This window comes from Moraxella sp. CTOTU46934, from assembly GCF_031979465.1.
GTDB classification, from domain to species: Bacteria; Pseudomonadota; Gammaproteobacteria; order Pseudomonadales; family Moraxellaceae; genus Faucicola; species Faucicola tetraodonis.
In genome coordinates, this window is sequence record NZ_DALZEG010000012.1 from 43,191 (window position 1) to 65,384 (window position 22,194).

The following is a 22,194-nucleotide window of genomic DNA, read 5'->3' on the forward strand; positions in this document are numbered from 1 at the left end:
TATAAATGTAGCTATGAATAAAACAACTTTTAAAATATCGAAGATGGACTGCCCTTCGGAGGAAAACCTAATCCGAATGAAATTAGAGGGCCACTCGAATATTGAACATCTTGAGTTCGACATTCCTAACCGTCAATTAACTGTGTTTCATCATGACAATATAGAAGGGATAGAGACTGCTATTCATGACCTAAAATTAGGAGGCACCTTACTCTCGACCGAAACCATTGACCCCTCTGATCCCAACAATAATTTTAAAGTTGATGCTGACTCTAGTCACAAAAAAGATGCTGAGCAAAGAAAGCTACTATGGATAGTGCTGGTCATTAACTTTGCTTTCTTTATTATTGAAATGAGCACGGGACTGATTTCTCGTTCGATGGGGTTGGTCGCCGACAGCTTAGATATGTTAGCAGATAGCTTCGTGTATGGAATTAGCTTATTTGCGGTCGGTGGAACGGTCATTAAGAAAAAACGGATTGCTAGAATTGCCGGATATTTTCAAATTACGCTGGCGATTCTTGGTTTTTTAGAAGTACTAAGACGTTTCTTTGGCAATGAGCAGTTACCTGACTTTTCTACCATGATAGTCATATCGATTCTTGCGCTAATTGCAAACTCGATTTGCCTCTATTTACTACAAAAATCGAAAAGCAAAGAAGAAGCCCATATGCAAGCCAGTACGATTTTCACTTCAAACGATGTGATTATCAATTTAGGGGTAATTGTTGCAGGGATTTTGGTTAATTGGTTACACTCTAGTACGCCTGATTTGATTATTGGTAGCATCGTATTTGCTTTAGTTATTCAGGGCGCCTTTAGAATATTGAAGTTGAGTAAGTAGCCAAGCCTAATAACTGAAGCAAATAGCTCAAGTAAGTAGTGAACCGTCCCGGGATTGTCGGAGACCCAAAACTCTGAGACAATACCCTTATGAAAACCAAACAATACTCAACTGAAATTAAGACTCGAGCCGTCGAATTACTCATCGAATCACAAAAAGATTATCCCTCACTCTGGGCAGCCATACAAGCCATTGCTCCGAAGTTTGGCTGTACCCCTGAAACCCTTCGTTCATGGCATCAAAAGCACCTAGCAAAGCAAAATCCCATCACTGTTACCACCGAAAGCCAAGCCGCCCGCATTGCCGAGTTAGAGCGAGAAATCAAAGAATTAAAGCAGGCTAATGAAATCATTCGCAAAGCCGCTGCTTTTTTCGCCCAGGCGGAGAAGGGCCGCAAACCGAAGTAATGGTCAAATTCATCGATGATGAAAAGAAAAAGTATGGGGTCGAGTCGATTTGCAGAATCCTGCCAATCGCCCCATCCACCTACTATCGTATCAAAGACGAGCAAGAGAACCCAGAAAAACAAAGCCGTCGCAAGCAAAGCGACAAACACCTTATGGAGCAAATCAAACAGATTTGGCGAGACAGTGGCTGTCGCTATGGCATTCGTAAAGTCTGGCACAAACTCAAACAAGACGGTCTACCAAAGCTTGCTCGCTGTACTGTTGAAAGGCTCATGAAACAGCTTGGCATCCAAGGCGTATGGCGGGGCAAAGGCAAAATCACCACCAAACAGCGTGATGACCAAGACAAACCCGCTGATTTGGTCAAACGCAATTTTACTGCCGATGCCCCAAACAAACTATGGGTCGCTGACTTTACCTATATCAAGACTAAAACAGGCTAGGTTTACACCGCCTTTGTCATTGATGTGTTTAAACGGGTCATCGTCGGTTGGAAAGTATCCAATCGCATGGATACCCAACTGGTACTTGATGCGTTAAATCAAGCACTGGATGCTAGGCATAGACCAAAAAATGTGATTCACCATAGCGATAAGGGTAGCCAGTATCTATCCATCAAATACAGTGAACGGCTCAAACAGCCAGGGCTTGCCGCATCTGTTGGTACGACTGGTGATTTCACTTCGGGCATAGCCCTACGTCTTGCACTCGGGCGAAGCAGTGCTTCGCTATTCCTCGCTCAGACAATGCTTTAGCCGAAAGCGTGAATGGGCTATATAAAACGGAGGTGATTGACTATTTTAAACCTGAATGGAATGGTGTGAATGATGTTGCATTGGCGACCCTTGATTGGGTACACTGGTACAACCATGAACGATTGCATTCTACCAATGGATATGTATCGCCTATTGATGCGGAAAATATCTACTATTGTTCATTAATTCCGTCAGGCTATGCTGCCTGACTCAAGCAAACCTGTCTCCGATAATACCAGGACGGTTCAAGTCGATGTCGCCAGTTATATCATCGGCTATTACCGTCAAGTTAGACCACACAGCTTCAATGATTACTTAACACTAGTCGAGAAAGAAATACAGTTTTTTAATCAAAATCTCTTAAAGGCTGTCTAATTAAACTTGACCGCTACAATTAAGCATAATTCCATTATTCTTATTAAACTTACAAGTTTGGAAATGAATTAATGAACTTTCTTATTTTTTTAGGTTCGGTACGCGATAGCACCCCACCAAAACCTGCCAGACTCGGTGAGCGTGTGGCATTGGCTTGTGAGCGGTATTTGCAAGCCGCGTTTCCAGACATTACCGTGGAAATCATTGACCCACTCGATTATCCATTAGGACCGGTTTTTAAACCGCATTTTGCCTATGCTAAAGGTAAAGCACCTGAACCGTTAGAGCGTCTGGCGAATAAAATCGCCCAAGCGGACGGCTATGTGATGGTAAGTCCCGAATATAACCACGCTATGAGTCCTGCCTTGATGGACTTACTCAATCACTTTGGCAGCTCATTATTTTCATTCAAGCCAAGTAGCATTGTCACTTATTCAGCAGGGCAATGGGGCGGTATGCGAGCGGCCATCAATATGCGCACTTTTTTAGCAGAATTGGGCTGTCTATCGGTATCAGCTATGATTCATATTCCAAAAGCGCAAGAAGTCTTTGATGAACAGGGTCATTTTTTACCCACGGTGAATACCGAGGATTGGCAAAGTTACTTGGCTCGTAGCTTTTTACAGCTACAGTGGTGGGCAATGGCAACCCAGTCTCAACGTCAAATTATCAATCCTTTAGAGATGACACCCCCATTTTTAACCACACCCACACAACGCAATGCGCCTAATGGTGACACTTCAGATAGATAATGGTTTAAATAGCCTGATTAAGTCAAAAGTTTTTACTAAAGGCGTATGGCTGAAAAATAATAATACAGACACCGAGTAGTACAACGCTACCTCCTGCGATGTCCCATGCCATTAACGTGACTTTGTCGACAAGGTGTAGCCACATTAAGGCGACAGCCACATAAATGCCACCATACGCAGCATACACACGCCCTGTCGCCGTTGGGTGCAAAGTCAATAACCACACAAAGATGGCTAAACTAATCACCAATGGGATGAGATACCAAAGCGGTTTTTTCTCAACCAACCATTGATAACCCAAATAACAACCGACGATTTCGGCAATGGCCGTTATCGCAAATAAAACCACCGTGAATAAAATCTGCTTCATGAGCTAGGCGGGTTCCTAGACAAGTTCAGGGTTAAACTCAGGCAAAGCAGTAATCACCGTGTTACACCAATCTGATAAATCGTTGTCAATGCTATACCAAATCCAAGTCCCTTTGCGCTCGCTGGTCAATATGCCAATGGTTTTTAACTGGTTAAGATGTCGTGAGATGGTGGGTTGTGGCTGATTGAGGGTATCGATGATATCACACACGCACAGCGACTGTTTTTCATTGAGCAGTTGAATAATGCTTAAGCGCGTTGGGTCGCCCAATGCTTTAAAAAACTCATGCGGTAAAAATTTCTCTTTCATATATTTACATATCCGAATATATAAATTATTATGTTACTAACTATAGCACTGGATATTCATTATGGCAATCGCCGCTATCATTTTCTTGCTCACGCTGATTTTTGTGATTTGGCAACCTAAAGGCTTAGGCATTGGTTGGACAGCGACCATCGGGGCGATGTTGGCACTCATGACAGGGGTGATTGGTATGGATGATATTCCTGTGGTGTGGGATATTGTCTGGAATGCCACCTTTGCTTTTATCGCCATTATCATCATCAGCTTGCTTCTTGATGAAGCGGGGTTTTTTAAGTGGATTGCCTTGCATGTCGCGCGTTTTGCCAAGGGCAATGGTCATTGGTTATTTGCCTTTATCGTACTGCTAGGGGCAGTAGTATCGGCATTTTTTGCCAATGACGGGGCGGCGCTGATTTTAACACCGATTGTGATTGCCATTTTATTGGCATTACGCTTTAGTCCAGCCACCACATTGGCGTTTATTATGGCAGCAGGCTTTATTGCCGATACGGCAAGCTTGCCCTTGGTGGTATCGAATCTCGTCAACATTGTATCGGCGGATTTTTTTAAGGTACCGTTTGACCGTTATGCGTTGGTGATGGTGCCGGTGAATCTTGTATCCGTATTAGCATCACTAGTGGTGTTGTATGGGTTTTATCGTAAAGACATACCCAATGCCTATGCGTTGGAATGGGTTGATGAGCCAAATTCAGCGATTACCGATAAAGCGACTTTTACAACGGGTTGGGTGGTACTAGCGGCGTTGTTGTTCGGGTTTTTTGTGTTTGAGCCGATGGGTGTGCCGATTAGCGTGATTGCTGGCCTAGGTGCGGCGGTGTTGTTGGCGGTGGCAACGATGGGTAAAAAGTTGCCTATTTTACCGGTGGTCAAAAACGCCCCATGGCAAATCGTGATTTTCTCACTCGGTATGTATTTGGTGGTGTATGGGCTAAAAAATGCGGGTTTAACCGATTATCTGGCCACGTTGTTACAAGGGCTTGAACAACAAGGACTGCTCGTGGCAACCGTGGGCACAGGCTTTTTATCCGCCATCTTATCGTCGGTGATGAACAATATGCCAACGGTGCTGATCCAAGCCCTCGCCATTGATGGGGCACATATTACAAGTCCAATGATTAAAGAAGCCATGGTGTTTGCCAACGTGATTGGCTGTGATTTGGGGCCGAAAATTACCCCGATTGGTTCGCTTGCGACCCTGCTTTGGTTGCATGTGTTGGCGACTAAAAATATTAAGGTAAGCTGGGGTTACTATTTTAAAGTCGGGATGATTTTAACTATCCCCGTACTATTGGCAACCTTGGTCGCCTTGGTAGGGTGGTTAAGTTTAATCAATTAGTTTGGTCAAACACCCTGCTTTTAGCGAACGTTTCATCATCAGTCAATGTAATCAATTTATCATGAATTTTCATTAGTATTATTTATTCATCCATAAGAGAAAAAAACCATGACCAACAAACCGCCTTATAACATTCTATTTATTTGTAGTCATAACCGCTGTCGCAGTATCATTGCTGAAGCGATTACCAATACCATTTTGCCTGAAAAATTTACCGCTTACAGTGCGGGTAGTAACCCAGACGGCAACGGTGTCCACCCAAAAACTATTGAGCATTTAAAGGCGCAAGGCTACGACACAGACAGTTTGCGCAGTAAAGATATGCTGGAGTTTACCCAACCTGACGCCCCTGTGATGGATTTTATTATTACGGTTTGTGATCAATCCCGAGGTGAGGCGTGCCCCGTATGGCCAGGACAACCTGTGACGGCACATTGGGGCATGGCTGACCCGTCAACGATTACCGATGAGACAGAGCAACAACGGGCATTTAGCCAAGTACAGCATCAGTTCGTTAACCGTATTCGCTTGTTAGACAGTTTACCGATTGAAAAACTGGATAAATTAGCCCTCACCAAACAGGTCAAAGACATTGCTGAACAAACCACGATTGTAGCGGATACCGAATAACCATGAATATCTTATATATTTGTACCCATAACCGCTGTCGCAGTATCTTATCGGAAGCCATCACCCGACAAAATGCCCAAGGTATCATCAATGCGATGAGCGCGGGCAGTCAGCCAAGTGGCAAAGTGCATCCCTTATCCATCAAATATCTAAGTGAAATGGGCTATGACACGGCAGGCTTAACCAGTCAATCTTGGGACAGCCTAACCGATGACAACGGTGACAGCTTTGTGCCTGATGTGGTCATTACGGTGTGTGACCAAGCCGCAGGCGAAAGTTGTCCATTGGGGCTTGTCCGACCCATCCAAACTTGACGGCAGCGATGAACAAAAACGCCAAGCTTTTTTGACAACCATTGGTGAAATTGAGCAACGAGTTGAGAAACTGATCGACATTGCCAAACGCCGCAAGGCAGAACAGCTAGAGGCATTACAACAACTGGTAAAGGCATGAATTATGACAAGCATGCAAAAACACACCGATATCAACCCTGAGACATTAACCGTCAAAGATTTATCGATACCACAGCTTGATGAATCACAATTTCATCGTCCCACTGTGCAAGATTTTAAGGGCGATTTATCGACAACAGCGCCCAAGTTTTTATTGCTGTATGGCTCGCTGCGTGAGCGTTCCTTTAGTCGGTTGGTGATTGAAGAGTGTGCCCGTTTACTCACAGCAATGGGTGCTGAGGTTAAGATTTATAACCCAGCAGGATTGCCACTGGTTGATGATGCGGATAGTCAGCACCCCAAAGTCCAAGAGCTCTACGAATTAGTCAATTGGTGTGAAGGCATGATTTGGTGTAGCCCTGAGCGTCATGGGGCGATGACCGGCGTCATGAAAACCCAAATCGACTGGATTCCCCTATCACTGGGTGCAGTGCGTCCGACCCAAGGTAAAACCTTAGCCGTGATGCAAGTCTCTGGCGGGTCACAATCGTTTAACGCGGTCAATCAAATGCGGATTTTGGGGCGGTGGATGCGGATGCTTACGATTCCTAACCAGTCGTCAGTCGCCAAAGCGTTTTTGGAATTTGATGAAAACGATAGGATGAAGCCATCGGGGTACTTTCTACGCATTGTCGATGTGGTCGAAGAGCTGATGAAATTTACCCTACTCACCCGTGATTACAAAGAGTATTTAGTCAATCGCTACTCTGAGCGAGTTGAAAGTGCCGAGGAACTCATGCAACGAGTCAATCAAACCAGTCTATAAACACAATTTTAGGAAATTATCATGCAAGATATTACCATTTATCATAACCCCAATTGCGGCACGTCTCGCAATACTTTAGCGTTAATTCGTCACGTAAATGGTGAGCCGAATATTATCTATTACCTTGAAACACCACCTAGCGAAGCAAAACTGCGAGAATTACTTGAGCAAATGGCGATGATGCCAAGACAGTTATTGCGTACCAATGTGCCGCCGTTTGCTGAGCGTGGCTTAGAAAATCTAGATTTAAGCGATGATGACATTATCCAACATATGCTGGCTGAGCCGATTTTGATTAATCGTCCGATTGTGGTCAGTGATAAAGGCGTAAAGCTATGTCGCCCGTCTGAAGTGGTGCTTGACTTGTTAGATAAACCACTCACCGAGCCGTTTGTGAAAGAAGATGGCGAAGTGATTCCGCCCAATCAACCATAACGTGGGGGGGCTTTATCAGGGTTCACCCATCAAATGCCCACTTTAATCATGCTATGTGGCGTTGATTTATGCAGCAATTTTTGATACGCTGACGCCACTTCTACTTAGGCATGATGACTATTTATCAATTTATCAATGCCATATCCTTACTAACCTTAAAAAGGCTTACCTGATGATTCGTCCAATCTAGTAGTTCACTTACCTACTTGTTTCAGTTCTCCTGTAGTTGCAGGCGGACTTTTTTGGGCGTTTTCTTTTTTCATGAATAACTTACATACGTTTTCTTGTATTTAGCAGGTGGTGATTGACGCCCGTTGCTAACGTATGGGTTATTTTGCAATGGGTAAGTTATGACACATTTTTTTAATCCAGCCACTTTTTCTGTGGCGACTATCAAACAACACTGGTTTTCTAATGTCCGTGGCGATGTGCTATCGGGTTTGGTCGTGGCACTTGCCTTGATTCCCGAAGCGATTGCCTTTTCAATTATTGCAGGCGTTGACCCCAAAATTGGGCTGTATGCGTCGTTTTGTATCGCCGTGGTGATTAGCTTTGTTGGTGGTCGTCCTGCTATGATTTCGGCGGCGACAGGGGCAATGGCACTGGTCATGGTGACATTGGTGAAAGAACACGGGTTGCAATATTTGCTGGCTGCCACGATTTTGACAGGGGTGTTCCAAATCATCGCAGGTTGGCTGAAACTTGGCTCGCTGATGCGGTTCGTCGCCCGAGCCGTGGTAATAGGCTTTGTCAATGCGTTGGCGATTTTGATTTTTATGGCACAACTGCCGGAGCTGACTAATACCACATGGCACACTTATGCCCTTGTAGTCGCTGGGCTTTTAATTATTTATTTATTTCCCCGTATTCCAAAAATTGGCTCGCTGATTCCCTCGCCGCTCGTGACTATTGTGACTTTAACCGCGCTTACTTATTTTATGGGCATTGAGGTGCGGACAGTGGGCGATATGGGGCAATTACCTGATACGCTACCTGTATTTTTGTTGCCTGATATTCCTTTAAACCTTGAAACTTTAATGATTATTTTGCCGTATTCGTTGAGCCTAGCGGCAGTGGGTTTGCTTGAATCTTTGATGACAGCGACCATCGTGGATGAGATGACCGAAACCGACAGTGATAAAAACCAAGAGTGCCAAGGTCAAGGTATTGCCAATATCGCAAGCGGCTTACTTGGCGGTATGGCAGGCTGTGCCATGATTGGGCAATCGGTGATTAACGTCAAATCAGGCGGTCGTACACGATTATCGACGTTTTTGGCTGGGGTATTTTTGCTATTGATGGTGGTGTTTTTAAGCGATTTACTCAAGATCATTGCCATGCCTGCGTTGGTGGCGGTGATGATTATGGTGTCGATTGGTACGTTTAACTGGCAATCAATTAAAGAATTGAAAACTCACCCCGTTGGTTTTAATGTGGTGATGCTGGTAACGGTGGCGATTGTGGTTTATACCCATAATTTAGCCTTAGGTGTGTTTGCGGGTGTATTGTTGTCGGCGTTATTTTTTGCCAATAAAATCGGTCGTTATCTGTCGGTGCGAGTATTGCCCACAGGCGATGCGACTAGTTTGGGTTATGCGGTAATTGGGCAAGTGTTTTTTGCGTCTGCTGATGATTTTTTGGCTCAGTTTGATTTTACCAATCCGCAGATTAAGGCAGTGAGTATTGATTTGACCCATGCTCATTTTTGGGATGTGACAGCAGTGTCGGCACTCGATAAAGTGGTACTAAAATACCGCAAGCAAGGCGTGAATGTCGAAGTGATTGGCCTCAATGAAGCGAGCAAAACCTTGGTTGACCGCTTTGGGGTACATGATAAATCTGAGGATGTGAATATTGTGTTTGGTCATTAACCCACGCATTTAATACAGTTGAAATGTCTAAGAAACATTAGCTTCTTAGACATTTTTTCATAAACTTATCTTCCAAGTAAATAGATTATTGAAATATAAAACCTTTGTATATTCGATTGCACTTTAGCGCCATCATCGATTTTAAATCATTGCCGTGAACCACGGTAATACAATCCCTAATCCTGCACATACTGGGGTCAGCACAGAATTCGGAGAAAATAGCACGCTAAGCATTTTATATTGAATTTAAGTTATTGATATTTGAATAATCTTTTTATTGTCTAAGAAATAGCAATTTGTTTAAAAAGCTAAAATTTCTGGTTTTATATTTTTTGAATACTACACAAGTATTTAAACACTTTCGATTGGGTTTTATCGATTTTTAATGGTTAAAACACAATGTCTATAAAACCATCGTTTTATAGACAGTATTTTCAACCATAAAAAGACCAAACAAATTTCCTTAGCGTGCTATTTTCTCCGAATTCTGTGCTGACCCCTTGTTAAACGCAACTTTACTGCAGATAGGCTAAACCAGAAAAGACTCTTGCGGAGCAGTGCTCCTCAGGTCGCTGATTTTACCTACATTAAAACTAAATCAGGCCGGGTCTATACCGCCTTCATGAACGGTTACATTCTACCAATGGATATGTATCGCCTGAACGAGGAAATAGCGGAGCACTGCTTCGCCCGAGTGCAAGACAGAGAGCTATGCTCGTAGTGGATGCGGAAAATACCTACTATTGTTCATTAATTACGTCAGGCTATGCTGCATGACTCAAGTAAACCTGTCTTCGATAAAACCAGGACGGTTCACAAATAGGAAATAAGGAATCCGGGGGCTATTGCAAATTACAAAGTATTTTGTGTGAACTAAGTTTTAAGTAAAAACAATCCTTTTTATTCATGATTAACAATCTAAATAATTCATTGTATTCATTGTGGCGATTTAGGTATGCTAAGGGAACAGGAAATTATAAATATATCTAGGGAAAAACAAGGAAGGAAGATAAAATGGCTAAAAACCTATTTGATTTAACAGGGAAAATCGCATTAGTCACTGGTGCAAGTCGTGGGATTGGTGAGGAAATTGCTAAATTATTGGCTGAGTATGGTGCTTATGTCATAGTATCGAGCCGAAAAGTAGAGGACTGTCAAGTTGTCGCTCAGCAAATTAACCAATCTGGTGGGCAAGCAGAAGCATGGGCATGCCATGTCGGATCAATGGAAGATATCTCAGCTACATTTGAACATATTCGTAAAAAGCATGGTCGTTTAGATATTCTTGTTAATAATGCGGCTGCGAATCCATATTATGGTCATATTTTAGATACTGACCTATCGGCATATAATAAAACAGTTGAAGTCAATATTCGTGGCTACTTTTTCATGTCGGTTGAAGCTGGCAAATTAATGAAAGAGCATGGTGGTGGTGCAATTGTTAACACGGCATCGGTAAACGCCTTACAACCTGGTGATTTACAAGGTATTTACTCCATTACTAAAGCTGCTGTCGTAAACATGACCAAGTCTTTTGCAAAAGAATGTGGTCAATTTGGCATCCGCGTGAATGCTATACTCCCTGGTTTGACTAAAACCAAATTTGCTGGTGCATTGTTTGCGAATAAAGACGCATATGAGAGCTGGATCAAAGAAATTCCATTACGTCGACATGCTGAACCAAATGAAATGGCGGGGACAGTTTTATATTTGGTTTCTGATGCAGCTAGCTATACCAACGGTGAATGTATTGTCGTTGATGGTGGTTTAACGATTTAATATTAATCATCAATTTTCTTAGCCCTGGAGCTTTTTTATTTAAAATAAGTCGCTTCTATCAGCTATGGCTGAAAAGGTGTTGCCAGCAATACAAGGTCAGACCTCCTCAGTTAATTATGGGTTAAATAATTTACGTTTTCTTACTCCTGTTTCTAGTGGTAGTAGGGTCGAGGGTATTTTAGTTTAGAAAGTATTGTCGAAAAGGCTATAAATCAGTATCGGCTTACTCTTGATGTTTCTATTGAAATTGAAAATCAAGCTAAACCAGCACTGGTTACTGAATGGCTGATATTAATCAATCTATAAGTTGGAGAATTGCATGAGCAAAGAAATGATACTCTCGCGTCAAGATGTTGAATTCTTACTTTTTGACTGGTTAAAAGTTGATGAACTTAGTCAACGCCCACGTTTTGCAGGACAAGAGCGTTTCGAATATGCGTCGGTTTTGGATGTTTATGAAAGTTTAGCAACAGACCTTTTTGCCACGCATAATAAGAAAAATGACGTTAATGAGCCCGTGTTTGATGGAGAGCGTGTCACCATTAACCCAGAGGTTGGTGTCGCATTAAAAGCATTTGCTGATGCAGGTTTGATAGCGACAGCTTTTCCTGTTGAATGGAATGGAATGAGTTTGCCTTCTTCAATTGAACGGGCAGGTGTTGCTTATATGATGGCTGCTAATCCAGGGACGACAGGCTATGCTTTTTTAACGATTGGTAATGCTAACTTACTGATGGCACATGGTGACCGTGAAAAAGTAAAACCTTATGTGGATGCTATGATAGCGGGTAAATGCTTTGGAACAATGTGTTTATCTGAGCCACAGGCTGGTTCTAGCCTTGCTGACATTCGAACACGTGCCGTGCTTTCTAGCGACGGTCGTTACCGTTTATTTGGCAATAAAATGTGGATTTCGGGTGGCGATCACGATATTTCTGAAAATATTGTGCATTTAGTTCTTGCTAAAATCCCAGATGAAAATGGTCAACTCCTACCAGGTGTACAAGGGATTTCTTTATTTACTGTACCAAAAAAATTACTAAATAAAGAAGGTCAGGCCAGTGAGCGCAATGATGTCGTTTTGGCAGGTATTAATCATAAAATGGGTTATCGTGGTACTGTCAATACGGTTTTAAATTTTGGTGAAGGTCGTTTTACACCAGAAGGTGAGGCGGGGGCAATTGGTGAGTTGATTGGTGAGCCTGGTAAAGGTCTTGCTTATATGTTTCATATGATGAATGAGGCTCGTATCTCAGTTGGATTAGGGGCAGCGGCATTAGGCTATACAGGTTATCTGCATGCGTTGGATTATGCAAAGACACGCGCGCAAGGTCGGACACGCAATGAACGTAATCCTGCATCGGCACAAATTCCAATTATCCAGCATGCAGATGTTCGCCGAATGTTGTTGGCTCAAAAATCTTATGCATCTGGCGGCTTAGCATTATGTTTATATGCATCTCGTTTAGTAGATGATATAAACTCACTGGAAGAGGAAGAGCAACAAAAGCAAGCATTAGCACTTCTTGACTTACTGACCCCAGTAGTCAAAAGCTGGTCATCACAATGGGGTCTAGTTGCAAATGATTTAGCCATTCAAGTGCATGGCGGTTACGGTTATACCCGTGAGTATAATGTCGAACAGTTCTATCGTGATAATCGTCTAAATCCCATTCATGAAGGAACATTCGGGGTACAGGCATTGGACTTATTAGGACGTAAAACATATATCAATAATGGTCTTTCAATGACGCTCTTAGGCATAAAAATTGAAGAGACTTGTGCTAACGCTCGAAAGGTTACACAATTGCAAAATCATGTAGCAACTTTAAGTCAAGCATGGCAACAGATTCTCGATGTTACTGCAAAACTACATGCTATAACCGATGTGGAATTACGATTAGCGAATGCAGCTAACTATTTAGAGGCTTTTGGTCATATGATTGTTGGTTGGTTATGGCTTGATCAAGCAGTAGTCCTCCATAAAAAGCTAGAAAACTCAACTTCTCCTGATTTTATCTATGGCAAATTAGCCGCTTGTGATTATTTCTTTGGTTGGGAAATGCCAAAAATTAACAGCTGGTTAGCCGTTCTTGATCCAGTTGAAACGACGCCTCTAAATATGCACCAATCATGGTTTTAAGGCTACTTAAAGCAAGCATAGCTCAGCTTGAGAAAAGCTAATTCTTTTCAAAGCTATCAGGGGTCACCACAGAAAACGGAAAAAATAGAGCGGTAAGGGATTTTATCGAGTATTTTTAAGTCATTTCAAAATGTCTATAAAACGAGGGTTTAATAGACATTTTATTTTCATTGATTTTTAATGGGTATCATAGCGATTTTTTATATATCAACTCATTTATTAAATAGCGTATGATAAAGCCTTATATTTTGCTTTATAAACATTCGCAAAGGCACTTATGAAAATCGGCTATGCTCGCACATCAACGCTTGACCAACACCTTAATTTATCACTCGACGCATTAACCAACTGTGTTTGTGAAAAAATCTTTCAAGAGCAAATTTTCTCAGTAAAAGATAAACGTCCTCAACTAGAAAACTGCCTTCAAGCTTTGCGATCTGGTGATACGCTTTACATATAGCGACCTGATGGGATCTAGATTGATTTAACAATACTCAAAGTCAGTAAGTATTTGTCTTAAAAGGGGATAAAACCCGACAAAATTCCTGAACGTGCTATTGTTCCGCTTTCTGTGCTGAACCCTGTAAGCAGGTTTTTGAAGTTCGAATTATCAATCAAAAATTACGCCTTCATTTAAACGCAATTGCAAGCTATCAGTAAAGGTGACTGAAAAAGGTGTCGCGCCATTTAACTCAAGGCTATTGAGCCTTTGTGTCATTGGGTGACTGTTCGTTGAATCAACACTTAGCTTAAGATTACCTTTAGTGGCAATTTTAGCGCCATTTAATGTACGTGTATCTGCGGTTGCCCGTATTAACGCATCATTTAACATTGAATATAAAACTAAGTCTGCCCAAGGTGCGGTAACTGAGACGCCGATCGTACCTGATAATGACAAGATGGATGTTTGAGGATTCTCTGGATGTTTGACAGAACTACTAAAATCCTTATCGTTTAAATTAAAATCAATATCGGTGACGAATTTCGGGTAGCCCCATAATTCTTTACCTGCACGACACGCAGTTTCAGTGGTTACCGGTAAATCACAAATCCACATACCGGTATTGCGTCGATCTGGTGGTAATGTCATTTCCATCAATGGATGAGCAGGAGTGTCTTGGTCTGCAGGATAGACAAGCATACTCGATGCAACTTCGTGATAAGGCTCACCATCAGTTAATTCACGATAATCATAGAAAGCTAGACTAAATAGCGCTTTATTGCCTATAAGCTTGGCAACCTTTAACTTTGGATTGTCCAATACACTGACTGCTTTGTCATAATCCACCATAAAAAAAGCAATCAGGCTTGACACATCAAAGTACTTAATAGGCAGCTGAGCTTGACCTTGTGACATCTGTCTTGTGTGGGTGGCTTGTTGAAAAAATGGGTCAGCATACCATTTATTATTCACGTTTTTATTCATTATCATAGGTTAAGTACCTTTTTTATTATCAGATTGTTTTTAAGCGGTTTTATTTAAACATGACAATAAAAAAGTATAAAGTATTGTTGTGTAAAGCAATGCGTTCTACTCAATTAATTTAAAGTTTGGTAGGCATAACTAAATCTGATTGATGCATGCTGAAAAAAACGCAGAGAAATATTTGGTAAACTAGCAACCTAAACAGAAGTTTACCCTGGCTAAGAAAAGAATACAGTTAAACATTCAAAGCTGAAGCCATCGTCAAATTCAAAGAAAATAACAGTAATATCAATCTACCAAGTTTTTTTCTCCCTTGTTGACAGCAGAGGTCACTAGTTACCCCATACCTCATCAGCAATCTCTTTAATTAAATCGAGTTTTGCCCATTGAGCTTCTTCAGTCAAAATATTACCTTCTTCGGTTGAGGCAAAACCACATTGGGGGCTTATACATAACTGGTTAATATCTACAAACTGGGCTGCTTCTTTAATCCGCTCAATAATAACGTTTTTGTCTTCCAAGTCGCCTGTTTTTGACGTAACTAGACCTAGTACAACTTGCTGATTTTTGATATGTTGTAACGGTGCAAAATCTCCCGCGCGTTCACTATCATATTCTAAGAAAAAACCATCTACTCTGCAGGTACCAAACAACACCTCAGCAATAGGCGCATAACCGCCTTCAGAGAACCAAGTTGAACGAAAATTACCACGACAAATATGCATGGTAATTTGCATATCGTCAGGTTTGGCATCTACAATACGATTGAGTACCGTCACATAATTTTTAGCAACTTTATCCAAATCAATACCTCGAGCCTCAAATTCCGCTCGTTTATCGAGCGAGCAAAACTGTCCCCAACTTGTGTCATCAAGTTGTAAATTACGTAGACCTAACGCATAAAATTTGTTTAACGCTTTAATGTATGCGTTAGCAATGTCATCAAATAGCTGGCTTTCTTCTTGGTAAAGGTCAATCGGCTGGTAATTTTCATCACGTATACAAGCCAATAAGTGCAGCATACTGGGTGATGGGATGGTGAATTTTGTTGGGTAATTACCCGCACAATCTTTTAAAAGTTGATAGGCTTTGACAAAGGGATGGTCGTCACTAAAGTCGATTTTACCCACAATGGCAATGGTGTTACCCTTAGGTTTCGCACCCTTAAACGCAACAGGAAATTTTTCAAGGCTAATCATCTCAATGCCATCTAGCCCCGCTAAAAAATCTAAATGCCACCACACACGGCTAAATTCACCATCGGTCACGGCGTGCAGTCCATGGCGTTTTTGTAGATTCACAAGATTTTGAATTTCGTCTTTTAGGATTTTGTTAAATGCCGCTTGGTTGATTTTGCCAGTTTGCAATTCGATTTTGGCATTTTTTAGGACGTCAGTGCGTAAAAACGACCCTACTACATCGTTACGGTATGGCGCTCGGGTTCGTGGGGTTGCCTGCGCAAATATTTGGCTCATAGTTGATTCGCTTTTGTTAAAAAATTTGAAGCGTCACTATAAGAGTTTTTAGCTAATCAGACAAACGCTGATTTTTCAAGGTAAAATGAATTGCGTTTAATGTTTTCACTACTAAACTGTGGGTTTGCGCTTACCAAAATACTTAAGAAGTTTAGTGAGGCATCGTAAGCATCCGTGCAGTTTTACTTAGCGTAGTCACTGACTTGTTTTACATTCAAGGAGGTATATTTTATCCTATTACGACAGCACTATTGTTAACTGATTCATCTTCAAACTCAACTTGCCCAATACTTGTTATGTTAAAATAATATTTTTAAAATCAATTAGTTGCCTACTCCATTTTCAATATTATTAAGTAAATTCTAATGAAAAATAACCTTATAAATTCCTCCGTTTTCTTCAGCATACATCAGTCAAGTCGTTGCAGCCATGTTAATACCGTATGGTTAAACAGTGTGGGCTTATCGACAGTAACCCAATGTGATGTCTTAAACCCGCTCACCTGATTGTTAGGTTGCTGCCTGATTTTAACAAGCCAAGCTTCAGAGTGAAACATGGTAGGTTTTTGTGTGCCATAGACGAAAAGGTAAGGACAGGTAAAGTTAATCGATTGTAAGTTTTTAAAACCGCCCTTTGCCTTTGTCCACGCCACATAATAAGGGTAGCCCATATTCGCATGGATCGTCTGAGATGCCGCAGGTGCTCCTAGGACTTTGCCTACTGTTCTGGCTATTTTATTACCAATGCTACCATTTAAACGAAAACCAATCACTAATGGCAGCTGATAGCCTGCAATCACCAGCTTATCTTTAACCGTTAAACTAGCATTAAACTCTTCACTATAGGCATCACTCACATCAATGCCAATTAAGCGGCTGACTTTCTTTGGATAACGTACCACATATTGATAGCCATAAATAGCACCCCAATCATGTACCATCAATATCACCGGCTTGTCAGGGCTGACATAGTCAATCACTTGACGAATGGTATCAATGATGTCTTCTAATGAAAACACCTTGGGGCGAGCCTGTGGCTCATCAAATAGAGGCAGCGTAAAGGTGACGCAACGATAGTCATTTTTAAAGAAAGCCACTTGGTTTTGCCACAGTGCTTGGGTATCGGGCCAACCATGTATCATCACCAAAGTTTGTTCGCCATTGCCGTCAATACTACCGTTGACACCTGCTATATGAAAAGTCGTTGCCATAATTTTCCTAATTGATTAAATAGGTTAAAGTTTTTATGTACTGACCATACAAACACAAATAAAGGAAATAAACAAATTTTTGAATGTTTTTATGAATATTTTAGACTTAGAACTTAATTCAATTTAACTTCGCCCATCATTCATTATGTTAAATACCAATCTTTCTTGTCTCACATTATCTCATTCTAAATCTTGGTACGTTATCATTTTTGCGCTCTTTTGGCAGCGTTTTAACTTCATCTTTGAGCTCATTATACCAGCCCAAACTCTGTGGACGGCTATTAACATAATCAGTTTTCTGTTGAGGCGATAATGGCTGCTTGGTCTCAGTATTGATTTTAACCACATTGCTAAATTGATTGCTTAGGCTAAAATAACGATTGGCTTTAAAATACGGTGAGTACTGACCGATAAAATCAGTAAACTGCTTGCACAAGCATTTAACCTCAACTTGCTGCAAGGGAAGTTTATGACCCGATTGGCGCATCATACGAATATCAAAGTTTGCGTTATAGGCATACAAGGTGCGTCCTTTGAGCAATTGTAAAATCGCCGGTTGAATATCAATAAAGGTAGGTTTACCTATCAGCTCATGAGGATAAATCCCATGCTCCTTAAATGCGCCTGGGCTAGACGGTCTATCGGTATAGATCAGCGTATCGATAATCACATTTCGGTCACTATCACAAAACGCAATTTCAATGATTTGATCCTCCCTGCCGCCACCGGTGGTTTCGGTATCAAAGAACAAGGGTTTGCTGGTATCGTGCCGTTGGTTGTACTGGGCAACTTGGTTAAAGATGGCATCGATTTGGGCTTGAGTGTCTGCTGTCATTGGGGTTGAAGTCATTAAATTAATCAATCATGGGTGTAAGTCAGTCATATAACCGCTACCCTAGCCATTAAACACATCCATTTGCGCCGTTTTAAGCAGTTTTTTCGGCTTTGGCCGATGTTCTGCTACATACCCAGCACCCATCGGTTTAAGTAGCTCAAACGCGTCCTCATGATGCATATTGAGCCAATCCTGGCGATGCTCAGGTTCAATCACCACAATCGAGCGTTTTTCATCTTCAGGCTTGTGAAATTGTGACATGAAAGGATGATTATCGGCATTGATGGTCAGCATGGTCATGGAGCGAACGATTTGCTCCCCTACCTTAACGATCTCATATAAAGCGGCTACGGTAAAGGGCTCACCATCCTCGCGTTCAATGCCATAATGTTAACCTTTACCATCGATATATTTGGGTTCAAAGATGGTTTGCACCGGAATGAGCGCAAACTGGTTGTTATACCAAGCGCGTTTAAAGCTTGGTTTACCGGCAACGGTTTCACTACGCGCATTGTAGGTGTGTTTAGCAAAGCTGGTGTCTTTGGCCCATTTAGGAATCATACCAAACATCGCAGATCGCCACTCTGCTGGGTCACCGATATTGGCAAATAGTATCGGTGCCTCGTAACCCGGATAGATATCGTCTTTAAAGTCAAAGCTTAACTGCTGATTGGTAAAGCGTGACGCTTGCGCTTGGGTAATCGGTTGAAAGTTGGCACACATACAGGATTCTCTTGGTTAAATTAATGCACAGTTAATAAATCAGACAGTTTGGTGGTATAGCTTGGGCTTAAAAACGCTCGATTCATCTGCCAGTCTTGCTGCTTGGCTATGCCGGTACTGGCAATATACAATCGGCCACCATTGCCTTTAGATGAACCTTTGGCTTGAGCTTTGCTCTGGTGCGCCATCTGCTGATTAATGGCATCCATCATTGCCATTAGCTTTTGTGATTGCTGCTGTTTTAAGAGGTCAGGCTTCTCAAACAAATCATCAACGATGGTAGCCTGATCTTGAATCGCACACAGCATGACACCGGCTTTGGCATACTTTAAATTAGGTTTATAAATCCGCTCTAGTACTTGTCTAGCGCCAGCAATCATCACCCGGGTATCACAGGTGGCATTAATAAACTGATATTGACCACGAATACTTTGGTAAGGCTCATTGGGGTTAAAGGCACTGGTCTTGGCAAACACCACCAGTATCTTACACACGCTTTGCTGCTTACGCAGTTTAACGGCCGCTTTAGACACATGACCCATCACCGCTTGGCTTAAATCTTCAAGTTCGCTGATTTTTTTAGAAAACGAACGCGATGACACAATCTCTTGTTTAGCCATTGCCGCTTCTAAACCTAAACACATCACCCCATTCAATTCTAAATTGGTCCGCTCCATGACCACACTAAAATGCTGACGCACTAAGCTATGTGGCATCGCGGCAAACTGCTCAACCGTGGTAATACCTAGACTGTGAAGCTTTTTGGTATGCTGACGACCAATCCCCCATACCTCTTCAACCGGTGTGATAGCCATCAGCCGCTCAATCCAGCTTTCCTTGTCTAACACACAAATCCCTTGCGTCGCTGGATACTTTTTAGCGGCGTAATTGGCCAGTTTCGCCAAGGTCTTGGTCTTCCCTACCCCAACCCCTACTGGAATGCCAGTATGACGCTCAACGGTAGTTTTAATGAGCTTGGCGTAAGCTGTTAAATCGTTAAGCGCCGCTGGATAGCGACCTAGGTATAAAAACGCTTCATCAATGGAATACACTTCCACGTCAGGACACAGCTGTTCAAGTGTATTCATCACCCGCGCTGACATATCAGCATACAAGGCGTAATTGGAGCTAAATACTGCAACACGATGCTGCTGTAGAAAGTCTTTGATCTGAAAGTAAGGGATGCCCATCTTAATCCCTAATGCCTTCGCTTCAGCCGATCTAGCCACCACACAGCCATCGTTATTAGATAACACCACGACCGGTCGACGTTTTAAATCAGGACGAAACAGCTTTTCGCAAGACGCATAAAAGCTATTGCAATCAATTAAGGCGTACATAAGGGTTCATAACAATGGCAAAAATAATTAAGACTAGTTTAGGCAAAAAGACAAGTCATCAAAATGACAAATGACGACTAAACGACAATGACCGTCGTGTGAGTTGTAAACAGCGATAAGAAATTAGATGAAATGAAAACTTACTTGTAGGTAGGACGTTTAGTGCCGCGACCAATGGGGCGAATGACATTAGTGACCACACCAAATACTTCAAAGTCAATTTCACCGACTAAGGTAATGTCTTCAAAGGATTCGTTATGGGCAATTAAACTTGGATAAGGATAAAGATTGAGCTCTTTAACAGTGAATTCGTTAAATAAGCGAGCGACGATAATGTCGCCATGTTGGGGCTCAAGACTCCGATCCACCACCAGCAAGTCATTGGGATAGATACCGGCATCAATCATCGACAACCCATCGACTCTGACTAAGAAAGTGGCATTAGGATGATCGATACACAAGTCATTTAAATCCACACATTCTTCAACATACCCTTCAGCAGGTGAGGGAAATCCTGCTGGAATGGCTTCTAAAAACAAAGGAATGGGTTGGTAGCTTTGGGCTTCGAGTCGGTGAAGGATGGTGACGGTCATAATAGGGTCGTCATATTGATAATTGGTATGACTATGCTAATTTCATTAATCCTAAATTTCAAATTGATTTTTTAAATCCTACTTGCACTAAGTACTTTTCATAAAACTTAACTCGCTCAGGATCTGAAAGCTCATTGGCAATTTGTTCGGCAAACACGTCATAGTTTCGACCTGCCTCCCCTTTAGCAAGGTAAGATAATTCATGAAGCTTGGATAACTTTTTTGCAAAATGGTAACGCTGACTATCGGTCATTGGCACGAACATATCGAGGGTATTGGTATCACGTTTTACATCCTTTAATGGTGCTTCTTTATTTTTTAAAGTTACCGTAAAAATAAATCCTATGATACTCCGTCCCTCTTTAATTTGTTGGTAGGACACTTTTAAGTCAGTCACTTTATTAATTTCATTAACCGCCATATCTAAGACACGTTTTTTAAAATCAAACATCCTAGCATATTCGTTTTCTTGCAATCCTAACTGCGCTCTAAATGTTTCTAATTCAAATAAAGGGGTCTTTTTTGCCGCTTTCCATTGAACAAGTAATTCATATAACCGAGTTGAATAAGCGCTATCCAAACCAGATGTTTGTTGTAAAGAATACTGAGTAAAAAAATCAACTGCACCATCAATTCTGCTAATTCCCTTGACTACCGCTGGCGTAAAAGATAATTCAATTTCACCTTGGTTATCTAAATACCGCACTTGAGACAACCAACGACTTTTTACCAGTAGACCATCTTCATCAATAAAGCTAAATCGGCGATTAAACAATGTCTCTTCAGTTTCTTTAATCCTCATATAGGCATTTTGTCGCGTAGTTTCAAATACCTCTACATAGCGTGACGCACTAATTGTTAAAGGCGTAGATGGATCTAGACCTTTTCCACTTTCACGAGCATCTACAATCGCTAATTGGATAATTCGTATTTCAGCTAGGCTTAAATTTTGAAGTGCAGAATTAAGTCTATTAGACTTAACGACTATATCTTTTTGAGTTGAAGATTTAGACATTTGAGTTTATTTTAAAAACTTATTTAAGACGATTATATTTTTTATGTCGTTTAAACGCAACAGATATATTATGCGTTTTATATGAATCATTAGGAATTAAATTGGTAATAAAATGTCGTCTTATAATAAATTTATCTGAATCAATCCTGAGGTAACAATTTGTCGTCCTATTATTTTAAAAATTTTAAGGTAACTAAATGTCGTCTAATAATATATATTTAGATATCTTTATTTAAGGTAACTAAACGTCGTCTTATGGGTAACTAAACGTCGTCTTATAGGTAACTAAACGTCGTCTTATAGGTAACTAAACGTCGTCTTATAGGTAACTAAAC

21 protein-coding genes, 3 pseudogenes and 1 other annotated feature are annotated in these 22,194 nt (G+C 41.4%); of the genes and pseudogenes, 14 read left to right on the plus strand and 10 right to left on the minus strand.

The features are described from left to right. Positions 1 to 13: 13 nt before the first annotated feature. The 3 genes and pseudogenes from RTN07_RS09445 (at position 14) to RTN07_RS09455 (ending at position 3,133) form a co-directional block, all read left to right on the plus strand. Positions 14 to 844, plus strand: coding sequence for a cation efflux transmembrane domain-containing protein (locus tag RTN07_RS09445; protein WP_312177681.1), 831 nt, complete (start codon positions 14 to 16; stop codon positions 842 to 844). A gap of 89 nt (positions 845 to 933) precedes the next feature. After that, positions 934 to 2,215, plus strand: a pseudogene (locus RTN07_RS09450) (IS3 family transposase). Then, positions 1,209 to 1,325: a sequence feature (AL1L pseudoknot), on the plus strand. (Overlaps the previous pseudogene by 117 nt.) Positions 2,216 to 2,452: 237 nt before the next feature. After that, positions 2,453 to 3,133: an NADPH-dependent FMN reductase gene (locus tag RTN07_RS09455; protein ID WP_050325874.1), complete on the plus strand. Its 681-nt coding sequence runs from the start codon at positions 2,453 to 2,455 to the stop codon at positions 3,131 to 3,133. A 22-nt stretch (positions 3,134 to 3,155) separates the two neighbouring features. Here the strand turns inward: RTN07_RS09455 and RTN07_RS09460 are convergent, their stop codons facing one another. Next, complete coding sequence (locus RTN07_RS09460) at positions 3,156 to 3,503, minus strand: YnfA family protein (RefSeq protein ID WP_007116032.1); 348 nt, start codon at positions 3,501 to 3,503, stop codon at positions 3,156 to 3,158. Positions 3,504 to 3,518: 15 nt separating this feature from the next. Beyond that, complete coding sequence (locus RTN07_RS09465) at positions 3,519 to 3,812, minus strand: ArsR/SmtB family transcription factor (protein WP_007116031.1); 294 nt, start codon at positions 3,810 to 3,812, stop codon at positions 3,519 to 3,521. Positions 3,813 to 3,873: 61 nt separating this feature from the next. Between RTN07_RS09465 and RTN07_RS09470 the strand changes: the two genes are divergently transcribed. The 11 genes and pseudogenes from RTN07_RS09470 (at position 3,874) to RTN07_RS09515 (ending at position 13,702) form a co-directional block, all read left to right on the plus strand. Beyond that, a complete protein-coding gene (locus RTN07_RS09470; protein ID WP_007116030.1) occupies positions 3,874 to 5,166 on the plus strand; it encodes an arsenic transporter in 1,293 nt (430 codons plus the stop codon). 108 nt (positions 5,167 to 5,274) lie between these two features. Further along, positions 5,275 to 5,796: an arsenate reductase ArsC gene (locus RTN07_RS09475; protein ID WP_007116029.1), complete on the plus strand. Its 522-nt coding sequence runs from the start codon at positions 5,275 to 5,277 to the stop codon at positions 5,794 to 5,796. Between the two features lie 2 nt (positions 5,797 to 5,798). Beyond that, positions 5,799 to 6,110, plus strand: coding sequence for an arsenate reductase ArsC (locus tag RTN07_RS09480; RefSeq protein ID WP_409455558.1), 312 nt, complete (start codon positions 5,799 to 5,801; stop codon positions 6,108 to 6,110). After that, positions 6,088 to 6,249, plus strand: coding sequence for a low molecular weight phosphatase family protein (locus RTN07_RS10995; protein WP_409455559.1), 162 nt, complete (start codon positions 6,088 to 6,090; stop codon positions 6,247 to 6,249). Before RTN07_RS09480 ends, RTN07_RS10995 begins: the two co-directional genes overlap by 23 nt. 3 nt (positions 6,250 to 6,252) lie before the next feature. Beyond that, positions 6,253 to 7,014, plus strand: coding sequence for an arsenical resistance protein ArsH (gene arsH / locus RTN07_RS09485; RefSeq protein WP_472796759.1), 762 nt, complete (start codon positions 6,253 to 6,255; stop codon positions 7,012 to 7,014). Between the two features lie 18 nt (positions 7,015 to 7,032). After that, the gene (arsC, locus tag RTN07_RS09490; protein ID WP_472796760.1) at positions 7,033 to 7,449 is read left to right on the plus strand and encodes an arsenate reductase (glutaredoxin); all 417 of its coding nucleotides are present in this window, start codon (positions 7,033 to 7,035) and stop codon (positions 7,447 to 7,449) included. Positions 7,450 to 7,799: 350 nt separating this feature from the next. Beyond that, on the plus strand, positions 7,800 to 9,320 hold the full coding sequence (locus RTN07_RS09495; protein ID WP_312177687.1) for a SulP family inorganic anion transporter: 1,521 nt from the start codon (positions 7,800 to 7,802) through the stop codon (positions 9,318 to 9,320). A gap of 1,014 nt (positions 9,321 to 10,334) precedes the next feature. Continuing rightward, positions 10,335 to 11,099 carry an SDR family oxidoreductase gene (locus RTN07_RS09500; RefSeq protein WP_099834574.1) on the plus strand — a complete coding sequence of 255 codons (765 nt, stop codon included), beginning with the start codon at positions 10,335 to 10,337 and terminating at the stop codon, positions 11,097 to 11,099. A gap of 49 nt (positions 11,100 to 11,148) precedes the next feature. Then, positions 11,149 to 11,405, plus strand: a pseudogene (locus tag RTN07_RS09505) (hotdog family protein); the annotation flags it as partial. A 13-nt stretch (positions 11,406 to 11,418) separates the two neighbouring features. Continuing rightward, a complete protein-coding gene (locus tag RTN07_RS09510; RefSeq protein WP_312177689.1) occupies positions 11,419 to 13,242 on the plus strand; it encodes an acyl-CoA dehydrogenase in 1,824 nt (607 codons plus the stop codon). Positions 13,243 to 13,519: 277 nt separating this feature from the next. Next, positions 13,520 to 13,702 carry a recombinase family protein gene (locus RTN07_RS09515; protein ID WP_312177690.1) on the plus strand — a complete coding sequence of 61 codons (183 nt, stop codon included), beginning with the start codon at positions 13,520 to 13,522 and terminating at the stop codon, positions 13,700 to 13,702. 150 nt (positions 13,703 to 13,852) lie between these two features. Here the strand turns inward: RTN07_RS09515 and RTN07_RS09520 are convergent, their stop codons facing one another. The 8 genes and pseudogenes from RTN07_RS09520 to repM form a co-directional block, all read right to left on the minus strand. Beyond that, positions 13,853 to 14,674 carry an acetoacetate decarboxylase family protein gene (locus tag RTN07_RS09520; protein ID WP_138019354.1) on the minus strand — a complete coding sequence of 274 codons (822 nt, stop codon included), beginning with the start codon at positions 14,672 to 14,674 and terminating at the stop codon, positions 13,853 to 13,855. 326 nt (positions 14,675 to 15,000) lie between these two features. Further along, positions 15,001 to 16,143, minus strand: coding sequence for a 5-methyltetrahydropteroyltriglutamate--homocysteine S-methyltransferase (locus RTN07_RS09525; protein WP_312177692.1), 1,143 nt, complete (start codon positions 16,141 to 16,143; stop codon positions 15,001 to 15,003). A gap of 409 nt (positions 16,144 to 16,552) precedes the next feature. Beyond that, a complete protein-coding gene (locus RTN07_RS09530; RefSeq protein WP_312177694.1) occupies positions 16,553 to 17,353 on the minus strand; it encodes an alpha/beta fold hydrolase in 801 nt (266 codons plus the stop codon). Positions 17,354 to 17,528: 175 nt separating this feature from the next. Next, positions 17,529 to 18,203: a 3'-5' exonuclease gene (locus RTN07_RS09535; RefSeq protein ID WP_099808712.1), complete on the minus strand. Its 675-nt coding sequence runs from the start codon at positions 18,201 to 18,203 to the stop codon at positions 17,529 to 17,531. A 45-nt stretch (positions 18,204 to 18,248) separates the two neighbouring features. Further along, positions 18,249 to 18,911: pseudogene (locus tag RTN07_RS09540) on the minus strand (SOS response-associated peptidase). A gap of 20 nt (positions 18,912 to 18,931) precedes the next feature. Beyond that, entirely contained in the window at positions 18,932 to 20,251 is a 1,320-nt protein-coding gene (locus tag RTN07_RS09545; protein WP_076777054.1) for a Y-family DNA polymerase, read from the minus strand. Positions 20,252 to 20,391: 140 nt separating this feature from the next. Further along, positions 20,392 to 20,844 (minus strand): translesion error-prone DNA polymerase V autoproteolytic subunit, encoded by a 453-nt coding sequence (gene umuD / locus RTN07_RS09550; protein WP_312177697.1) that lies wholly within the window; start codon positions 20,842 to 20,844, stop codon positions 20,392 to 20,394. 58 nt (positions 20,845 to 20,902) lie between these two features. Beyond that, positions 20,903 to 21,859 (minus strand): replication initiation protein RepM, encoded by a 957-nt coding sequence (gene repM, locus RTN07_RS09555; RefSeq protein ID WP_065252193.1) that lies wholly within the window; start codon positions 21,857 to 21,859, stop codon positions 20,903 to 20,905. Between the last annotated feature and the right edge of the window lie 335 nt (positions 21,860 to 22,194).